Annotated in this window: 12 protein-coding genes and 1 tRNA gene; 7 read left to right on the top strand and 6 right to left on the bottom strand. The window is 54.0% G+C overall.

Annotation, left to right across the window (positions count from 1 at the left end; genetic code table 11):
• Nucleotides 1-37 precede the first annotated feature (37 nt).
• On the bottom strand, nt 38-2,173 hold the full coding sequence (locus tag QRN24_RS10335; protein WP_284942689.1) for an ornithine decarboxylase: 2,136 nt from the start codon (nt 2,171-2,173) through the stop codon (nt 38-40).
• A gap of 255 nt (nt 2,174-2,428) precedes the next feature.
• On the opposite strand from QRN24_RS10335, the gene QRN24_RS10330 reads away from it, so the two are divergent.
• Complete coding sequence (locus QRN24_RS10330) at nt 2,429-3,142, top strand: DUF554 domain-containing protein (protein WP_284942688.1); 714 nt, start codon at nt 2,429-2,431, stop codon at nt 3,140-3,142.
• A gap of 95 nt (nt 3,143-3,237) precedes the next feature.
• Nucleotides 3,238-3,313 (top strand) — tRNA-Phe (locus QRN24_RS10325).
• Nucleotides 3,314-3,674: 361 nt separating this feature from the next.
• On the opposite strand, the gene QRN24_RS10320 is transcribed toward QRN24_RS10325, so the two are convergent.
• From QRN24_RS10320 to QRN24_RS10305, 4 genes are all read right to left on the bottom strand, one after another.
• Nucleotides 3,675-3,980, bottom strand: coding sequence for a DUF7716 domain-containing protein (locus QRN24_RS10320; protein WP_106503483.1), 306 nt, complete (start codon nt 3,978-3,980; stop codon nt 3,675-3,677).
• Between the two features lie 12 nt (nt 3,981-3,992).
• Nucleotides 3,993-8,255: an RHS repeat-associated core domain-containing protein gene (locus QRN24_RS10315; protein ID WP_284942687.1), complete on the bottom strand. Its 4,263-nt coding sequence runs from the start codon at nt 8,253-8,255 to the stop codon at nt 3,993-3,995.
• A gap of 32 nt (nt 8,256-8,287) precedes the next feature.
• Nucleotides 8,288-8,719 (bottom strand): DcrB-related protein, encoded by a 432-nt coding sequence (locus QRN24_RS10310; RefSeq protein ID WP_138614621.1) that lies wholly within the window; start codon nt 8,717-8,719, stop codon nt 8,288-8,290.
• Between the two features lie 621 nt (nt 8,720-9,340).
• Nucleotides 9,341-9,868 carry a helix-turn-helix transcriptional regulator gene (locus QRN24_RS10305; protein ID WP_044857798.1) on the bottom strand — a complete coding sequence of 176 codons (528 nt, stop codon included), beginning with the start codon at nt 9,866-9,868 and terminating at the stop codon, nt 9,341-9,343.
• Between the two features lie 671 nt (nt 9,869-10,539).
• Here QRN24_RS10305 and pgaA point away from each other — a divergent pair.
• Genes pgaA through pgaD form a run of 4 tightly spaced genes read left to right on the top strand, consistent with a single transcriptional unit; the run spans nt 10,540 to nt 16,739 of the window.
• Nucleotides 10,540-12,978 (top strand): poly-beta-1,6 N-acetyl-D-glucosamine export porin PgaA, encoded by a 2,439-nt coding sequence (gene pgaA, locus QRN24_RS10300; RefSeq protein WP_284942686.1) that lies wholly within the window; start codon nt 10,540-10,542, stop codon nt 12,976-12,978.
• Nucleotides 12,979-12,986: 8 nt separating this feature from the next.
• Nucleotides 12,987-14,990 (top strand): poly-beta-1,6-N-acetyl-D-glucosamine N-deacetylase PgaB, encoded by a 2,004-nt coding sequence (gene pgaB, locus QRN24_RS10295; protein WP_284942685.1) that lies wholly within the window; start codon nt 12,987-12,989, stop codon nt 14,988-14,990.
• Nucleotides 14,983-16,314: a poly-beta-1,6-N-acetyl-D-glucosamine synthase gene (gene pgaC, locus QRN24_RS10290; RefSeq protein WP_284942684.1), complete on the top strand. Its 1,332-nt coding sequence runs from the start codon at nt 14,983-14,985 to the stop codon at nt 16,312-16,314. Before pgaB ends, pgaC begins: the two co-directional genes overlap by 8 nt.
• Nucleotides 16,311-16,739: a poly-beta-1,6-N-acetyl-D-glucosamine biosynthesis protein PgaD gene (gene pgaD, locus QRN24_RS10285; protein ID WP_284942683.1), complete on the top strand. Its 429-nt coding sequence runs from the start codon at nt 16,311-16,313 to the stop codon at nt 16,737-16,739. The genes pgaC and pgaD overlap by 4 nt, the downstream gene beginning before the upstream one ends.
• A 65-nt stretch (nt 16,740-16,804) precedes the next feature.
• Here the strand turns inward: pgaD and gss are convergent, their stop codons facing one another.
• Complete coding sequence (gss, locus tag QRN24_RS10280) at nt 16,805-18,667, bottom strand: bifunctional glutathionylspermidine amidase/synthase (protein WP_284942682.1); 1,863 nt, start codon at nt 18,665-18,667, stop codon at nt 16,805-16,807.
• A 213-nt stretch (nt 18,668-18,880) separates the two neighbouring features.
• Here gss and yghU point away from each other — a divergent pair, with 213 nt between their 5' ends.
• Nucleotides 18,881-19,750: a glutathione-dependent disulfide-bond oxidoreductase gene (gene yghU, locus QRN24_RS10275; protein WP_020883668.1), complete on the top strand. Its 870-nt coding sequence runs from the start codon at nt 18,881-18,883 to the stop codon at nt 19,748-19,750.
• Nucleotides 19,751-19,811: the final 61 nt, after the last annotated feature.

Genomic DNA, 19,811 nt, shown 5'->3' with positions numbered 1-19,811 from the left:
TCTTTGGGGAGAGGGCCGGGGTTACGGATGACGGCGACTATGACAATACATACCCGTACAGTCGTTTAATCCCGTCGGGATCCTTTTCGCTGTAAACGCCCTGCAGCTCCGGCGAGAAGCCTGGCAGCAGGTTGATGCCCTCCTCCAGCGCCAGGAAGTAACGCTGTACCGCCCCACCCCAGATTTCACCCGGCACCACGCACAGTACGCCTGGGGGATACGGCAGCGCGCCCTCGGCGGCAATGCGTCCGCCGGCATCACGGATGCGCACCAACTCCACCTTCCCGCGAATATACGCCTGATTCGCATCCTGCGGATTCATCGCCCGTTCTGGCAGACTCTCTTTACGGAACATTGCCTTCTGCAGATCTTTAACGTCAAAGCTCACGCAGAGATCGTGCATCTCCTGGCAGAGCTGGCGAAGGGTGTAATCGCGATACCGTACCGGGTATTTCTGGTAGATGGTCGGCAGGACGTCAGCAAGCGGCGTATCGTCTTCAATATGCTGTTCAAACTGACCCAGCATCGCCACCAGCTGCGCCAGCTTCTCACTGCTTTCGGCAGGCGTCAGCAGGAAGAGGATCGAGTTGAGATCGCACTTCTCCGGCACAATGCCGTTTTCACGCAGGTAGTGCGCAAGAATGGTCGCCGGAATGCCGAACTCGGTATATTCCCCGGTTTCCGCATCAATACCCGGCGTGGTCAGCAGCAGCTTGCACGGATCGACGAAATACTGCTCGCTGGCATAGCCTTCAAACCCGTGCCATTTAGCCCCCGGCTCAAAGCTGAAGAAGCGGCGCTCGCTGGCGATGGCGTGAGTGGGATGATCCTGCCACGGACGCCCGGCCACCATCGGCGGAATAAACGGTTTGATCATATGGCAGTTGGCAATGATCGCCTTGCGGGCCTCAATGCCCAGCTCAACACACTCCGCCCAAAGCCGGCGCCCGCTCTCCCCTTCATGGATTTTCGCGTTCACATCGAGAGCCGCGAACAGCGGATAGAACGGACTGGTCGAGGCATGGAGCATGAACGCATTGTTGAGGCGCTTGTGCGGACAGAAACGCGCCTGGCCGCGAATGTGATTATCCTTTTTATGGATCTGCGAAGTCTGCGAGAACCCGGCCTGCTGTTTATGCACCGACTGCGTCACGAAAATGCCCGGATCGTTCTCGTTCAGATCCAGTAACAGCGGAGAGGTTTCCGCCATCATCGGAATAAACTGCTCGTAGCCCACCCAGGCCGAATCAAACAGGATGTAGTCACAAAGATGGCCGATCTTGTCGATCACCTGACGGGCGTTGTAGATCGTGCCATCGTAGGTGCCAAGCTGAATGATCGCCAGACGAAACGGGCGTTTCTCCATGGCCTTTTCCGGCGCAACTTCACGGATCTGATTTCGCAGGTACGCGTCGTCAAAGCACTGCGCGTCAATCCCGCCAATAAAACCAAACGGGTTACGCGCCGCTTCAAGATAAACCGGCGTGGCGCCCGCCTGGATCAGCGCACCGTGGTGGTTGGACTTATGGTTGTTGCGATCGAACAGCACCAGGTCGCCGCGGGTCAGCAGCGCATTGGTGACCACCTTATTTGCAGCGGAGGTGCCGTTCAGCACAAAGTAGGTTTTATCAGCATTAAAGACTTTTGCTGCGAACTTCTGGGCATGCTTGGCGGAGCCTTCGTGGATCAGCAGATCGCCCAGTTTCACATCGGCATTGCACATATCGGCGCGAAATACGTTCTCACCGAAGAATTCATAGAACTGCCGTCCCGCAGGGTGTTTTTTAAAAAATGCACCGTGCTGGTGTCCCGGACAGGCAAAAGTACTGTTGCCCATCGCCACGTACTGGCTCAGGGTGTCAAAAAATGGCGGCAACAGATTCTCTTCATACCGGCTGGCCGCCGTCTCCAGTTCCAGAAACTCCTGAGCTTTACCTGATATCACTGCCGTTGCGCCATCAGGAACGTCAGACGGCTCTTGCGAGTAAATAAACACCGGAAGCTGAAAGCCCGTGCGTTTAAGCAATGCCAGAATGCCGCTGCAACTTTCCACGGGGGTAATGACGACTGCCGCCACATCCGTAAAATCAGTGTTATCCAGCGTCACCTTTTCGCGGTGCGTAGACACAGTAGAGACCAGCTCGCGGCTGACGGCGATTTTCATGGTTTTCATAAGTGCAGTTACCCTCACCGAACGGTGAGACAGGAGTAGATAATATCGATACGGGTGAGCGTTCGCGCAGCGACAGACAACATCATCATTGGCGGCTCCGTACACAGGAAGGAGAAATTTCGCGCAATCATGTCACCTTTTATTTTGAGGTGCAAGAAGCAATCACTATGCGTTAACCCGCCTAAACCTAAGCTTAACAGGCCCCTGGCGTGTCATAATCCTGCAATACCCATGATTAGCTAACAGGAGTTCACGGTGGTTATCGGACCCTTTATCAATGCCGCTGCCGTATTGCTGGGCGGCGTACTTGGCGCCGTATTAAGTCAGCGGTTGCCGGAGCGTATTCGCTCTTCCATGCCCTCAATATTCGGCCTGGCCTCGTTAGGTATCGGCATTTTGCTGGTGATTAAGTGCGCCAACCTGCCGGTGATGGTGCTTGCCACCCTGCTCGGCGCGCTCATTGGCGAGTTCTGTTATCTGGAAAAGGGTATTAACAGTGCGGTCAGCAAAGCCAAAAACCTGATTGCCCACCCGGGCAAGGCGAAAAACGGCACTCACGAGTCGTTTATTCAGAACTACGTCGCGATAATTATTCTTTTTTGCGCCAGCGGCACAGGCATTTTCGGTTCAATGCAGGAAGGCATGACTGGCGACCCCAGCATATTGATTGCGAAGGCGTTTCTTGATTTCTTCACGGCCACCATTTTTGCCACGACCCTCGGCATCGCCGTCGCCGCGATTTGCGTGCCCATGCTGCTTATCCAGCTGGCCCTCGCTACCTGCGCCACACTGATCCTTCCTCTCACCACGCCGGCAATGATGGCCGACTTCACCGCCGTCGGTGGCCTGCTGCTGCTGGCGACAGGGCTGCGGATATGCGGAATAAAGATGTTTGCGGTGGTGAATATGCTGCCTGCGTTGTTGATTGCAATGCCGCTATCCGCGCTCTGGACGCACTTTTTTGCTTAAGATTACGGCGAACTGGTGAGAGAGTGTGCAGTCCGTTACGAAAACAACAAATTTCGTTGACGGCAGAGGGCATATCAGGTTTAATGCGCCCCGTTGCCCGGATAGCTCAGTCGGTAGAGCAGGGGATTGAAAATCCCCGTGTCCTTGGTTCGATTCCGAGTCCGGGCACCACTCATTTATAACCCTCGCTTCGGCGGGGGTTTTTGCTTTCTGAGCCAACAACTTGTTGGTTCACCAGAAGTAAACACCCTTACCTCTCCCCCAACTCCACTTCCCGGTGGTACAAAATGGGCGTTATGACAAAACCCACCAAATACCGAAACGGCGCTTAGTATATCCGCCAAGCAGTTCCTCAGGGGAAGGTAAGAATCGGTACAAGGTACCGTGCCAGCATCAACCGAGGGAACACCGTCAGCAACGTGCTGATTTCTATGACAAGCACTCCCGCATAGATAGAATCCACACGGGGTGCTACGACGGGCTTAGCAAGCCTGCAAAGAAGTCTTTATACGATTAAAGAGGTTTTCGGTTTTCAGTCCTGAAAATCATCGTTTTCCAGGTAATAACGAACCGCGTAGAGAAGCTCACCACTCCCTGAGGCAGGATTATGCTCTAGCTTATTGTCAATGATCGCCTTAAAGATTGGCGCTTCAAGGAAAGTGCCGTAATTATCTTCAAAATCCATTTCTTCGTCTTCGTTTTCAGCAATATAATAACGACCATTGACTATATCTTCTTCTGAAGAAAGGCTGAACGATGGCGAAACATACAGCCAACCTACATCAGGCAAACCATCTTTCATTTGTAGCAATTCATTAAAACCATTAATGACAATCATTTTAAACCTCCACTATTTTCTGCAGGACGTCCCGCCACCCCATTTATTACGACCACCAGTTCCATCAGGATGGTAAATTTTATGGTAACTTTTGTGATCATTAAAATCTGCCAACTGTAGTGAACCAGGGGAATCACCATGATGCCACGTCATCCCTTTAGGTGAAGATCCTCTGAATTTACCATTTTTCATCGGTTGAACGTGTTCTACTACACCGGGATATTTGACTTGTAACTCTCGTTTAAAGTCAGGGTCCACTTGCAAACGCTTATATACTGACTCGTTTGCACGGCTAAAATGCTCTTTATCCGTCAGTGTATACTCTGAAGAGTCCAAAGTATGTTCATGGAACACATGGTACTTCCCTAAACCACGTTCCCCCTCACCGCGGTAAAGCCCTAAAGGGTCAACCCATCCCAGTGGGTTAGGCGCATACTGATACAAGTTAAACCCACCACGCAACCCTATCGGATCCTGTGTGATAAAGCGCCCCACCTCCGGCTCATAATAACGAAAAAGATTATAATGTAGCCCGCTTTCGTTATCTTGGTATTGGCCCGCATAGCGCAGCGGCTGGTCGTACAACGCACCCTTGCGTTTTTCGATGCTGGCAACCGTCTGCCCCTGCATTTTGCCAAAGGTGTCGTAGTTGCCGGACCAGCGCAAATTTCCCTCGGCGTCGGTCACTTCCAACGGTGCGCTGTTGAGATCGGTGTGCAGCCAGTAGAGTTCAGCCTGCTGGTCATCACCCGCCTGTTCAATGGCAGCCAGCGGGGTCCAAGCGCTGGCCGGGTCGTAACTCCAGGTCCTGCGCGTGCCGTTGTCCCGTTGCTCCTGAAGCAGCCTGTAACCTTCCCACAGAAAACACGTTGTCTCCGCCGGTTTGCCCTTGTAGCTTATTATCTTGCGTATGCGACGGCCCAGCGCGTCGTAATGGTACTGCGCCTCAAATTCACCCTCTGGGCCACGGCCAAGCGCCTGTATCAAGCGGTTATCGGCATCGTAGCGGTAATGCTGTTCATACATCCCGTTCCGCCGGCTGACAAGGTTGCCCCAGGCGTCGTAACGATAGAATAGCTGTTGCCAGTGCGTCAGGCGATTGTCGGTGATCGGCGCCAGTGGTAAATGTCTGTCAACATCGTCATTTGGGCTTTGCCAGCCCAGCACGTTATCGGCACGGTCATACACTAAACGGTTACCCGTCTTGCCAAGGCGAATTTCCCGATGCTGCAGTAGCCGTCCTTCAGCATCATACCTGTAGTGGACCTCGCCGCGGAGCGCATCACTGACTCCCTCAAGTTCACCACGACCGGTATAACGGAACACTCGCCACAACACGCCATCTTCCGGTTTGGTTATCTTCCCATAACTATAATCACTGCTTTGCCAGCAGCGACGCCCCAGCGCATCATACTGACGATATTGCTGCAGCGCGCCCTGCGTACGGCAGGTTTCGCGGTGCAGGCGGTCGCGTGTGAACTCGCTCACCAGTTGCTGATTGAATTTGATGGCACTGGCATGCCCTGAGCCATAGTAAAGCCACTGCAGCTGGTCCCCCTGCGGTAAGGTAAGCCCTTTCAGGTTGGCCAGTGCATCCCACTGATATTGCAATTCGCCGTTGACGCCCTGCTCAGCCAGAAGATTGCCAGCTTTATCGTAGCGCAGTTGCACGCTATCTGACTCAATGCCCAGCTCGGCGCCAGCAAGGGTCGGTGTGCGCGTCAATCGGATCATCCGTCCCATTGCATCATAATGGTAATTCAATTGCGCGCTGTCGTTGCCTCTCCAGGCTAATTGACCCGCTTCGTCATAAAGAAATTTGTGCAGCCGCTGAGCCGGTGGTGTCGAATCGTCCCATGGGCCAGTCTCTCTGTGTTCGGTCAGTTGACCATCAGGGCCATACTGATAAAAGTGTTCGGTTCTATCCGGACGCCGCTCGCTAGTCAACCGGCCAACTGCATCATGACTGAAGTGATATTCACCACCGTTACCATTGTCGATATTTGTCAGCCAACCGCGGCAATTGTAGTGGTAACGACGTATTCGGTTAATCCGGTCCGTCACGCTGACTGGCTGCCCCAACAGGTTGTACTGCCAGTGCGTCTCGCTACCAAGCGGATCTTGATGACGGACCAGCTGTCCATGCGTATTCCAGGCGAATCGCTCTTCGCTACTATCAGGGTGGATAAGTCTTTCCAGCCGGCCGGCGCGATCCCATTGATAACGGGTCAGATTTCCTTCTGCGTCGGTGCGATGCGTAAGCTGACCCAATCCATCATAGGCATAGGCGGTAACGCTTCCAGAACAGTCTGAGTAACGCGTCAATAGTCCCTGCGCATTCCATGCCAGCTTCACCTCACCGCCCAGCGCATCAATGATGGCCTCCGGCAGACTCTCTTTATCGTCGGAATATCGGTAGCGAGTGGTGTTGCCCAGTGCGTCAATTTGTTGCGTCAAACGCCCCAGGGCATCCCAGTGCTGGAACACCTGGCTGCCGTCCGGATATGTAACTGAGAAAAGACGACCGCTGTTGCGGGAATACTGGTAGGTAGTCTTACGACCCAGCGGGTCGGTTTTACTCAGCAAGCGGCCGTAACGATCCCACTCGCTCTGCCGTTGTGCGCCCCCCGGGAGCAACACGCCACACAACTCATCGCACTCATAGATCAAAGCCGTTTTTCTACCGTCAAAATCCGTAAACTGCGCCACATTATCGCTATCATCCAACTGCCACAGTGCCTGTTTGCCGTCATCACGCACGGCTCGGCGTAAACCGCCAGCAAAATCATAGTGCAATGACAATTCTTCGCCGGCATTGTGGCGCCAGGCAATCACCCGGGGTAATCCGTCAATTTCTTGCCACAGATATTCATTCAATAAGCCCTGCCGATCTTGATGGCTGGCCATGAGCCCATCCCGCCAAGTAAAACGGCGGCTGATTTCGCCTGCACGATTGGTCACTGCGATCAGTTGCCCCTCATCGTCATAAGCGTAGCTAACAAGCGGCAGATAGCCGTCCGGAGTATTCAGCAATACGGTGTCGAGGCGAAGGAGTCCATTAACGGTAGTCAAATAATGGCAGGTTAAGCGCTGCTCGGCACTGTCGACCAGGTCAGTCAATTGACCTTGGTCATCATAAAATAACGAGATTGAATTGCCGGTGGCGTCAGTCAGCATAACCAACCGGCTCAGTTTTTCACCGTCAAGGGGTGGGTAGTGCCAGCTCTGTTCGCCCACGTCAAATAGCTGCCAGCTGCCGTCTTCGTTATGCATCAGCCAGCACTTCTCGGCCTCGCAGTATGTTTTGTGACCGCGCGGCACCATTGGAAAGGCAACGTAATCGCCCGAAGGTGCTCTCCACACCACGCCGTCCTGGTAGGTTTGTAAGCAGCTCTCCCAGAACAGACTCCAGCCTCGCCCCAGCACGCTGTCGCCAGGGTTACCGCTGCGCCAGTAACGTTGCCAAGCTACCGGCAGGCGAGACGGCAGCACAAAATCGAGTTCGTCCTCACCATCGAGGAATTTTTGACCACTAACGATATCCACTGGCCGGGCGATGATGCCAGCTGCGGCAGTCGCAGTCATCAAGGTGCCAAAACGGCAGGCGATGCGCCCTAGCTTATTGATGCCTGGTAACTTACTAAGCATTTTTCCCAATGCGCCCAGCTTGCTGGCGGCACCGCCCGCACCACCCACCAGGCCGGCGAAAAGCAGCGTCAGGTCGGAAGCCTTGTACAACCAGTCCGGCACTTCAGGTTTTATCGGCAATGTGGTCACCGTGCCGCCGCCGATACGTACGTTTGGCGAACCTTCCATCACTTGCGCGTCGCAGTTAGTTTTATCCCCCACCCGAGCGGCCGGCAGCCCATTGATGCTAACCTTTTCAGAACCCTGAGCCATCTGCATGCTTGGGCCGTCATCATTGCACGATACCTGGCTGACCGTGGCGATGGCCGCCGGTTTACCGTTGATAAATACGTTTGATGAGCCAGTGACAATATTGCCCTTAGGCGTGAGGCTGCCAGCCCCTGCATCGGCAATGCCATCACGGGCCGCAGTGGCCGCCACCCCGGTAAGATAACCCACCGCCAGGCTGGCACCGATCAACAGCACGCCTACGCCCAAACAGGAAGCCGCCAGTCCAGCGACGAACAACGCGCCTGCAGCCACCGCACCAGCAGCAGCAATCAGACCACCAACCAGAGTGCCGCCGATCATGCCGGCCAGAGCATGCGAATGCCCTATAGTATCGTCAACACGCGCCGCTTCGCTCATCGTAAGTTCCTTTTACAAAGTGTCATCATGAATCAGGCCGCCCTATAGCTATCGAGCACTTGCTGCAGAAGCTCGTCGTCCTGCTGGGTCAGCTTACGCGCCATCGCCAGTGTAAATACCAATACTCGCCCTTCTGCCTGCGCAAATACAGCCTGGCTTTGCCAGATACGTTTGCCGTCGCGCAAGTAACTCGCTCGTATCCATTCTCCGACCAGATGATCACTGCCCAGCAATGCCGGTTCTCGGCTTTTGAAAGCCCAGCCCTTCAGACTTTGGCCTAGCGCTGCCAGCTGACGGCTAATGTAGTCATTGAGAGTTTCCGCAGGTTGCAATACATCGCGGGAAATATTGATCGAGGGGGAAATGTCATCGCCAGCCAATAGCACATTGACAGTGCGGTCGACATAGCCTTCTGGTAAGGAAACGCTGCCTTCGGTAAAGGCACAGCGAGAGAATTCAGGCATCATAGGGTCCCTTTGCTTAACGAAGGCTTAAGCATCGCATAAGAAAAGTCCAAAGGAAAATCTCTCCGTAATAACAAACTATTAAAGCATATTGTTCAAAACGGCCTGATGGCATTTTATAATAAAGAATCATGAAGCCCCTAACGCCATACCAATAAAAAACCTAACAAAACAAAAGGTTATTTAGATTTCTTATATCATTCTATGCAATATGGCTAACCGAGCCGTCAAGGGTAAAGTTCCCGCTTCTGCCGTAGCCGGCATAAATGATTAATCCTGCTAACCAGACGACGCGACACCGCACGGTAAAACTTAATTAGTTCCTGTCCGAAACCTTTGCGTTTAGCTTTATCTGGGTTCGACGACGGCCTGCCAAACGTCTTACTCTTATAGCACCGAGACAAATAGGGATATTGAGGCACGGATATGACTCAGAGAGGGTTAGACTCGGCCCAAAGTACAGTGCCAGCATCAGTAGAAATCCTGAAGATAACAAACAACAAAATCAAAACATAAAATGGTTATCACTATGATATTTAAAATACTAATGCCGAAGTCCGAGCTCCACTCTTCAGAAAACCCGCCCTCGTGGCGGGTTTTTGCTTTTGGGGTAAATCAAAGCTAGGGATCGTTCCCATCCGAATCCAGCAGTTTATTTTTAAAGATAAACAAACAAGCCTCGTTGAAGTTCTCTGCCCCCAGCCGTTCTGAAAGCGCGGTCCGTTTACGGTAGAGGCTTTTAATCGACGTATTCAGTTCCTGTGCCACCTCTTCCATCGCCATGCCAGCCCTGAGCAACCGCAGCATAATGGCTTCATGCGTGCTCAGCCGTAAGTTCAGCAGCCACTTTGTTGTCAGACGTTTGCCCTTCATGTTGAGCACCAGGTTGAATAACGACGCCATATCGGGTGCCGTGAGCGACGTGTTCATAAACAACTTCATGCTGAGCAGATTCTCCTCGCGATGCCGCATATCGAGCATAACGCAGCAGATTGTTTTTTTCGTTCTGGCCGGATGGCGTATCAGGTAATCATATAAACGCAGCGGTGCACGGCTATCAATCAATACAGAATATTCATCTGCGCCGTTATCAAATATCTTTCTGTCAATGGAGTCCAGCAGGATTATATCCGGAAAAAATATCCTCATCCCCCTGACAAGGTAGCGATCCTGTGTCACTAACACTATTGAAGTTGCCACTAACCATCCCTTTTAGATTAAAGCAAGAACGACCCTTCGGAAAGAAGTCCGCCTTCGTTTTATAGCGCTTTTATATTAACGATAAATGTATTCTGGCTTTGATTGACCCTCAATTCGCACATTCATTGATACGCCTTCCCATAGACTATCATTCAATGGCTGCCATTAATTATAAGTAAAAAACAATCTCAGAAAAGTCACTTTTATGGATATTAAGAATTTTTGTCATGAAACTTCCCAAACATGCACCGGAAAGTACTTTAATTCACACCAATAAGGCACATTAAAAATATAAACAAATTTGTCACAATATAAATAAAAACCAATAAAATCATAAAATTACAAATATAAACTCATTTCAAAATAATCGTTTAGGACAGCTCATTACAGAATTATCTCAAAACAACCACCGTGCTTTTCAACATATTTATCTGCCAACATATCGGGTGTACATTACCAGCCACTTAGCCCTGACCATAAGGACCCATAATTACCTTTAAGTAAGTACCCCATAACGTAACTGCATTCAGATTAAACGTTCTCATTTATGGCCTTTAACCCCGTGCTTAAAGGCGGCCGTGTTATGCAATGGATTTATGATAAACAAATGGCAAATAGATATGGAAAGATCACTTCGCTTCAATACGTTATTCTTTTACCGCACTCCCGCTTTATTGTTTCTGTTATTACTTTTCCCCTTTCTGGTTCAGGCAGCAGAATCAGTATATGAACAACAGATTCAGCAGGCGCGTAACGGTAATTACGCACCTTTTCTGCAATATCTTCAGCGTTATCAGCAGCAACATGCCCTGACGCCTGAGCAGGTTGCGGACTGGTTGCAGGTGGCGTCCTGGGCGGGTCGTGATGACGACGTTATTCAGGTCTGGCTGCGTTACAAGGTCTATATGCCTCTTCCTGCCCGTGGCGTAGCTGCTGCTGCTCAGGCAAGGCGAAACCAAAAGGCGTGGCAATCTGCGTTAATGCTCTGGAAGGAGGCGTGTAACCTTGCACCGGATAACGACGATTATCGCATCGGCTACATCAAAACCCTCGCCGACGCCCGCATGGATACACTGGCCCTGCAGGAAGCCCAGCAACGGGTGGCGGAAAAGCCCTCTCTGGCTCACCTCCAGACGCTCTCTTATGTCTATTCACGCCAGGGGAAAAACCAGGAACGGCTTTTGGCAGACCTCCGCGCGTTGAATAGTGCGCCAGCGGATGACGCCCTTCGTACTGAGTTGATTGATGCGTTAACAGACAACCGGGCCGACACGCCTGCCCTGCGGCTTTCACAAACGGTGACGCTGCCCCCCGCGCAACGTCGCCGCCTGGCACTCAACGCCGCCGCCGAAATGGTACGCCTCGCCGATGTGCCTGCCCGTACTGAAACAGAGCGTTTGCAGCTCGCGCAAGCGGCGCTGAACCGCTATGACGAACTGCTGTCCCGCTGGCAAAACGAACCTCAGGCAGCGGAGGACGTTATCCGGGCCCGTGTCGATCGGCTTGGCGCGCTTCACGCCCACGGTAATTATCAACAGGTCATCAGGGAATATCAGGCATTAACGTCGGCTCAGCATCCCGTGCCGACCTGGGCAATTGGCTGGGTTATCTCCGCGTATCTGGAGGAGAAAAATGCCGATGCCGCCCTCTCGCTTCTCAAACGTTATCCAGACTATGCGCCGGATCCGCAGGACGACGATCATGCGCTTTTCTACGCCTGGCTGGATACCGGGCAGTATCAGGCCGCTCGCCAGTATGTTGAGAAGATAACCCGTAACACGCCCTGGACCCGCTACGATTTCGGTTCGCCAACCCCGCAACCCAACGATCAATGGCTCATCGGGCAGTCGCTCACCTTTAACTATTTGCTGATGACCAATGCCCTTCCGCAAGCCGAAAAGCTGGCGCAACGTCTGGCTGCGTCAGCGCCGGGAAATCAGGGATTACAGATTGATTACGCCACCTTACTTCAGGCGCGGGGTCTGCCGCGGGCGGCGGAGCAAAAGCTCAAAATGGCCGAGACGCTGGAGCCATCCAATATCGAGCTGGAACGGCAGCAGGCCTACGTCGCAATGGATCTGCAGGAGTGGCGACAGATGGATTTACTGGCCGATGACGTTATCGCCCGCGCGCCTGTCGACGGGAGCGCCCGACGTCTGGACAGGCTCAGAAACGTCCATCATCTGTCCGAACTGCGTCTGAACGCGGGCAAAGGACTGCACTCTGATAACCCCGTCAGCGGCACACACGATCTGAGCTGGGATGCCACGCTCTACGGTCCGCCCGTCGCGGATAACTGGCGACTGTTTGGTGGAACCCGATTTGCGCAGGGCAATTTCGACGAAGGCAAAGGCAGCAGCCGCCACCTGTTTGCCGGCGTCGAATGGCGGCCTCGCGACCTTCTGGTCGAAGCAGAACTCTCCGGCAACCATTATCACGGTGCAAACAAGCCCGGTGCTCGCCTCTCGGCGGCGTACGGCCTGAACGATAGCTGGCAGGTGGGTGGAAACCTCGAACGTCTTTCACGCACGACGCCTTTACGGGCACTGCGTAATGGCGTCAGCGCAAACCGGGGAGAAGGCTGGGTCCGCTGGTATCAAAACGAACGCCGTGAGTACCAGTTTAACGCCTCTGCCAGCCATTTTTCCGACCATAACCGCCGCCAGGAGTTCGCCCTTACGGGTAAAGAGCGGCTGTGGCAGACACCCACCCTGACGCTGGATCTCGAACCGGGTATATCAGCGAGTACCAACACACTGCGGGACACGCTCTATTACAACCCGGAGCGGGATCTCTCCGTAACGGCGGCCCTGTCCGTCGATCATCAGATGTACCGCCATTACGACACGCTCTGGAGCCAGCAGGTCGTTCTCGGCGGCGGGGAATACTGGCAGAAAAATCAGCCCGCTGGCGCCATCGCCCTGCTGGGTTACGGGCAACGCATTCAATGGAACAACGTCATTGATAGTGGCGTGATGCTGAACTGGGACAAGCGCCCTTTCGACGGTAAACGAGAAAGCAATCTCTCCGTCACGTTTGATGCGAATTTACGCTTTTAAGGATGAATATGCTGAACAAACGTTTTTCTGTGAGCCTGATAATTATCGGCTGGTTATGCCTCAGCGCGAGCGTTTGCGCTCAGGCCCTCTCGTTTATGTCCCCCCAGGAACGGCCACAGCCTGAGGCGAGTAAACCCTGGCCAAAGAACCATTTTCTGGTTCTGGCCTACCATGACGTTGAAGATGATGCAGCCGATCAGCGCTACCTGTCAGTTCGTACCAGCGCCCTAAACGAGCAGATCGGCTGGCTTGTGCATCACGGTTATCACGCCATTAGCGTGCAGGATATTCTGGATGCGCATGAGGGCAAAAAAACGCTGCCGCCCAGAGCCTATTTACTCAGTTTTGATGATGGCTACAGCAGTTTCTACACCCGCGTCTGGCCACTTCTTCAGGCCTGGAACGTCCCTGCGCTGTGGGCACCGGTGGGCAGTTGGGTAGATACGCCAGCGAATCAGCAGGTCAATTTCGGCGGACTGATGACGCCCCGCGAGCGCTTTGCAACCTGGGATATGGTGCGGGAGCTAAGCCAGTCTCCGCTGGTTGAGATTGGCTCGCATACCTGGGCTTCGCATTACGGCATACCGGCTAACCCACAGGGAAGCCGTGAACCCGCCATCGCCAACCGCTTTTACGATAAAGCGACGGGGCGTTATGAAACCGATCGGCAGTTCAACCAGCGGATCGCTGATGACGTGCGCAAAGTTACCGACAAAATTACCCGGGTGACAGGAAAAGCGCCCCGCGCCTGGGTCTGGCCCTATGGCGCCGCGAACGGCACATCGCTCGCCATCGCCAGAAAGCAGGGTTATCAGTTGGCTTTTACCCTTGAGGATGGGCTGGCGGATGTGCGCGATCTCGGCAATATTCCGCGTCTTTTAATTTCCGGAAATCCCTCGCTCAAATCCTTTGCCAGCACGGTCAGCCAGATTCAGGAGGCCGATCCCGTGCGCGTCATGCATGTCGATCTCGATTATGTTTACGATCCCGATCCGGCCCAGCAAACCAACAACATCAACAAACTTGTCCAGCGGGTTTACGACATGAAAATCAGTCATGTTTTCCTGCAGGCGTTTTCCGATCCACTGGGCGATGGCACGATCAAAGCGCTCTACTTCCCTAACAGCCGGCTTCCGGTGCGCGCCGATCTGTTTAATTTTGTCGCCTGGCAGCTGCAAACCCGTGCAGGCGTAAAAGTCTATGCGTGGATGCCGGTGCTCTCTTTCGATCTGTCACCCGCACTCCCGCGGGTACAGCGCTGGGATCGTCAAACGGGCCAATTGCACGAGGCTACCGACCCCTACATCCGCCTCTCCCCGTGGAACCCCGAGGTTCGTCAGCAGGTCACGGAAATCTATGAAGATCTTGCCCGCTACGCCAGCTTCAATGGGATCTTATTTCACGACGATGCGGTGCTGACAGACTTTGAAGATGCCGGCCCGGATGCCCTGCGCGCCTGGAATAACCGCAGCATCGCCGCAATGCAACACGATCCGGCCGCCCTTCACGCCTGGAGTCGCTTTAAAAGTCAGACGCTCGTCGGCTTTACCCGCAGCCTTAGCCAGGCGGTGAAAAACATACGCGGCCCGCAGATTAAAACCGCGCGGAATATGTTCGCCCTGCCCATCCTGCAGCCCGAGAGCGAGGCGTGGTTTGCACAAAATCTGGATGATTTTCTGATGACCTACGACTGGACGGTTCCGATGGCTATGCCGCTGATGGAATCCGTTCCGGCCGAGGAAAGCGATGCCTGGCTCACGCGGTTGATCGCCGCCGTTGCCGCATGGCCCGGTGCGCTCAATAAAACCATTTTCGAGCTACAGGCCCGGGACTGGGAGCAGAAACCTCAACGTGCCGTGCCCGACACGCGTCTGGCCCAGTGGATGCGCGTACTCCAGCTGAACGGCATCAAAAATTATGGTTACTACCCCGACGATTTCATCAACAACCAACCTGATATTTCACGCATCAGGCCTGAATTTTCTTCGTACTGGTACCCTGACAATGACTGATCGCATTATCGCATTCTCTATTTTATGCCTGGTATTCGGGTTGCCTCTGGGCGTGGCTGCCCTCTTTACCGGAGAACTGATTCTGGATTTTGTCTTCTTTTGGCCACTGTTCATGTCCGTGCTCTGGATAACCGGGGGGCTCTATTTCTGGTTTCAGCTTGAACGGCACTGGTCATGGGATAAGCAGACGCCTGCTCCGACGTTAGACGGCGATCCGTTAATTTCAATCCTGATCCCGTGTTTCAACGAGGAAAGAAATGCCCGGGAGACCATTAGCGCCGCGCTGGATCAGCGCTACCCCCATATCGAAGTTATCGCGATCAACGATGGTTCTTCCGACAACACCGCAGAGGTGCTGCAGCAGCTGGCGCAGGAACAGCCGCGCCTGCGCGTCATTCACCTCGCAGAAAATCAGGGAAAGGCGGTGGCGCTTAAGGCCGGTGCGGCGGCGGCGCGCGGCGATCTGCTGGTCTGTATTGATGGTGACGCCCTGCTCGATCGTGATACCGCAGCCTATCTGGTAGAGCCGCTGATTAAGTATCCCCACGTCGGGGCCGTCACCGGGAATCCGCGTATTCGCACACGATCAACGCTGATTGGCCGTATTCAGGTAGGCGAGTTCTCATCGATTATTGGTCTCATCAAACGGACGCAGCGGATCTACGGCAGGGTCTTTACCGTCTCCGGGGTTATTGCGGCCTTTCGCCGACAGGCGCTGGCAGATGTGGGGTACTGGAGCCCGGATATGATCACCGAAGATATCGACATCAGCTGGAAGCTTCAGCTTCGACACTGGGATATCTTTTTTGAGCCGCGGGCGCTGTGCTGGATCCTGATGCCAGAGACGTTAAAAGGCCTGTGGAAACAGCGTTTACGCTGGGCGCAGGGCGGTGCAGAGGTCTTTCTGGTTAACCTTCGCAAGATCGTGCGCTGGGAACATCATCGCATGTGGCCGCTGTTTTTAGAGTACGCGTTGTCAACGCTGTGGGCATTCGCCTATGCGGTGACCGTGTTGCTGTTCGTTGTCAGCCATATCATTACGTTACCCACAAACCTGACCGTCGAGAGTCTGTTTCCTCCTGAATTTACCGGGTTGCTTCTGGGGGGCATGTGTCTGATGCAATTCCTCGTCAGTTTGTATATCGAGCGACGCTATGAAAGAAACGTGGCGAGTTCGCTTTTCTGGGTGATCTGGTTCCCGATGGTGTACTGGATGATTGGTCTGTTCACCACCCTCGTCGCCTTTCCAAAAGTCATGCTTAAACGCCAGCGTGCACGTGCGCGCTGGATCAGTCCGGACCGGGGAAAAGGAAGCATTCAATGAACGAAAATACGCTAATTCTGACTGAACATCGGCTATTGCCCCGTCTTTTTGATGCGGTGCTGACGCTGCTGGCATGGGGAGGTTTTCTGTTTTTCCTCTATGCCAATCTGTGGATGCAGGTAACCGAGGAGAGCAACTACCGCTGGGGCATTATTATTGCCTCGTTTAATACGGTGCTGATCTATTTGCTGATCGCCGCGCTTAACGGCTGGTTGCTCATTCTGTGGTATCAGTACAATCGCCGTCGCGCTCAGGTAAGGCGGCGTCCCAATGCCTGGCGTCACGATGAGCTGGCGAGAAGCTTTAACGTTCCCCCACAAATCATTTCAGAGATGAGTCAGTACAATTTGCTGACGGTCTATCATGACCAGATCGGCCGCATCATTGACCTGAAGATAAGTCAGCAGCACGACGAGCATCCCTGAGCCGCCGGAAAACGAAAAACACCCGCAAGGAACACTTGCGGGTGTGTGTTGACAGCCGGAACAGCTTACTTGTCTTTCACCACAATCAACGGTTCGATGTCGCTCTCTTTCTTCACCACCAGCGAATCATCCCCGCGCAGACAGGTGCCGCCGTAGTTACCGCCCACGGTAAACGTACAGACCTGGATATGCTTGCCATCCACCTTCGGCAGGCACCACAGCTGCTGGTAGATATTTTTGCGATCGACAAACTTGCCGCTCGATTTATCCAGCACTTCATCCCCGGCGCTAATCAGATCGATATTGCTGCCGCAGCGTCCGGCAATCGGTTTGATGGCGTAACCGGTTTGTTTCAGCAGGTCGTTAACCTCGAAATCGGTATCGAGCAGATAACGGTGATTCGGGAACAGCTGCCAGAGCACCGGGAGGATCGCCTTGTTGCCGGGAATAACCGTCCACAGCGGTTCGAACACCAGCACTTCCGGACGCAGCAGGACGTCAATCAGCCGTACGTCACCTGCCGGATGCCCGGTGCGGATCGGCACAGCGGCGTATTCGGTTTCGCTCACCTCGCGGATCTGCTCTATCGCCGTCTCCCACGCCCAGGTTTTCCACACGCAGTTAACGTGACGGCCTTCGTCGTCAATCAGTTGCCCGGCCGCATCCCAGCTGAGAGCGTTAAGCCCATGCAGAATTTTGGTTTCAAACCCGGCCTGCAGCAGAGAGCGCTGAATAAAGAGCGCGTGATAATCCTCTTCGACGTCATTGTCCTGCATGATGTGCACGAACGGGCGCGCATGGCTGTGCTTCCACGCGCCGGTAAGTTCTTCCAGCAAACCTTCCGCCGGATTGTGGCCGTTACCGCGGTAACCGTTCTTCACCCACTCTTCGAGGATTAATCCCCCTTCCGTGTGGCAGGAAGCGGAATCAGCGTTGTACTCGTAAACCTTGATGCCACGCTCATCCATACAGAAATCCATACGACCGGTGATCATATGGTGACGACGCCACTGCCATGAGAGGCGCAGACGCGGCCAGAGGATTTTAGGGATGTCAAAAAGCGCCAGTAAGTTATCGTCCTTCAGCACTTTGTCGGTCGCGTGCAGGTACATCAGGTGCAGTTCATTGGTCGCTTTGATCAGCTCCTGCTCGGCACTTTCGGTAATGGTAAAATACTGGCAGGGATCTTTATTGATAAAGTGGCCGTTTGCGCGGACATACGCCTGCTGCAGGGCGTCGTTTTCGTTGAGCCATTTCCCGTCAAACTGACGTTTATTCTTCAGCCGCGCACCGCTGATTTTCAGCAGTTCACCGTCGAGTTCCGGCTGCGGGATGCTGTGCTCCGTGTCGTCCGTCTGGATCATCCAGCCGAGAATTTCGGTATCGTTAAAGGTGTCATGCAGCGTGTAAGTACCGTTCTCAACGGTCATTCGCAGCTCGCGCGTCCACTGCTGCCCGAGCGGGAGCGGGGAGTGAATAACGTTCTGCTCGGCAATGCGCACCTTATCGTCCAACAGTTGCGTGATCACGGCAACGTGGCCGGTCTCATGAAACTCCCCGCCCTTTTGCCAGATAAGCAACGCCCCGGCCTTCGGCGCGCGTTTCGACCCATTGGCAAAGGCCTGAAGCGGCAGGATGTTATCGTTCACGACCTGGCGCAAAAAGCGCAGAGAGAAAATCTCCCACGCCATACCGACATCGGTGAAAACACATCCATAATTGAGGAACAGAAAACGGCGGGCGAACTCAACACACTGCCACTTGTGGCCCATGTATTCATTGCCAATATAGCTGCGAAAATCCGCGTCTTCCGGATAACGACGCGGATCGAGACTGCCGTAGTTTGAAGAGTAAATCGCCACGCCACCCGGCGCATAACCTAATAACGTCCCGAATGGCGCGTCACTGCTTAACTTTCCTTTACGCATGTATCCAACCTAAGACGGGCAGGCGGCAATGTTGAAAGGGTTGTCGTCGTCTGCACGTTGTAATTAACCTGACAGAGGTGGGATTTATCATACACCCGTTCCGCTGTCTGTGTAGTGTGGCGCGAAGGGGAAATGTATTGCGCTCAGTTCGCTAAACCCTCCCATGAACTCCTGCTACACTCCCTCAACACATCACAAAAAAGGCAGGCCAACATGTCAGACGAAAATACCTATCAGCCACCCAAAGTGTGGGAATGGAAAAAGAACGGCGGCGGCGCGTTCGCCAATATTAACCGTCCGATCTCCGGTGCGACGCATGAGAAAGAGTTACCCGTGGGTTCGCATCCGCTGCAGCTCTATTCTCTGGGCACACCAAACGGGCAGAAAGTGACCATCATGCTGGAAGAGCTTCTGGCGCTTGGCGTGACGGGTGCCGAGTACGATGCATGGTTGATTCGCATTGGTGAAGGCGACCAGTTCTCCAGCGGCTTTGTTGAAGTGAACCCGAACTCGAAAATACCGGCGCTGCGTGACCACTCCACGACACCGCCCACGCGCGTATTTGAATCCGGCAGCATCCTGCTCTATCTGGCAGAGAAGTTCGGCCATTTCCTGCCAAAAGATCCGGCGGGACGTACGGAAACCCTGAACTGGCTGTTCTGGCTGCAGGGCGCGGCCCCGTTCCTCGGCGGCGGTTTCGGCCACTTCTATAACTACGCACCGGTGAAGATTGAGTACGCGATTGACCGCTTCACGATGGAAGCCAAACGCCTGTTCGACGTGCTGGATAAACAGCTGGCGCGTAGCCGCTACGTGGCCGGTGAAGAGTACACCATCGCCGATATGGCGGTCTGGCCGTGGTTCGGCTGCGTGGCGCTGGGTAGCGTGTATAACGCCGCAGAGTTCCTCGACGCTGAGAAGTACACCAACGTTCAGCGCTGGGCGAAAGATGTTGCACACCGCCCTGCCGTGAAGCGCGGGCGTATCGTTAACCGCACCAGCGGCGAGCTCAACGAGCAGCTCCACGAACGCCACGCGGCGAGCGACTTCGAGACCAATACGGAAGACAAGCGTCAGGCGTAATTCTCTGCCGGGCGGACCACCGCCCGGCAACAGGGATCCCTGCCAGGGGCATGATTTGCTT

Origin of the sequence: Enterobacter sp. MEB024 (assembly GCF_030209635.1) — a bacterium.
GTDB classification, from domain to species: Bacteria; Pseudomonadota; Gammaproteobacteria; order Enterobacterales; family Enterobacteriaceae; genus Enterobacter; species Enterobacter ludwigii.
This window is presented reverse-complemented; position numbering and strand designations above follow the sequence as displayed.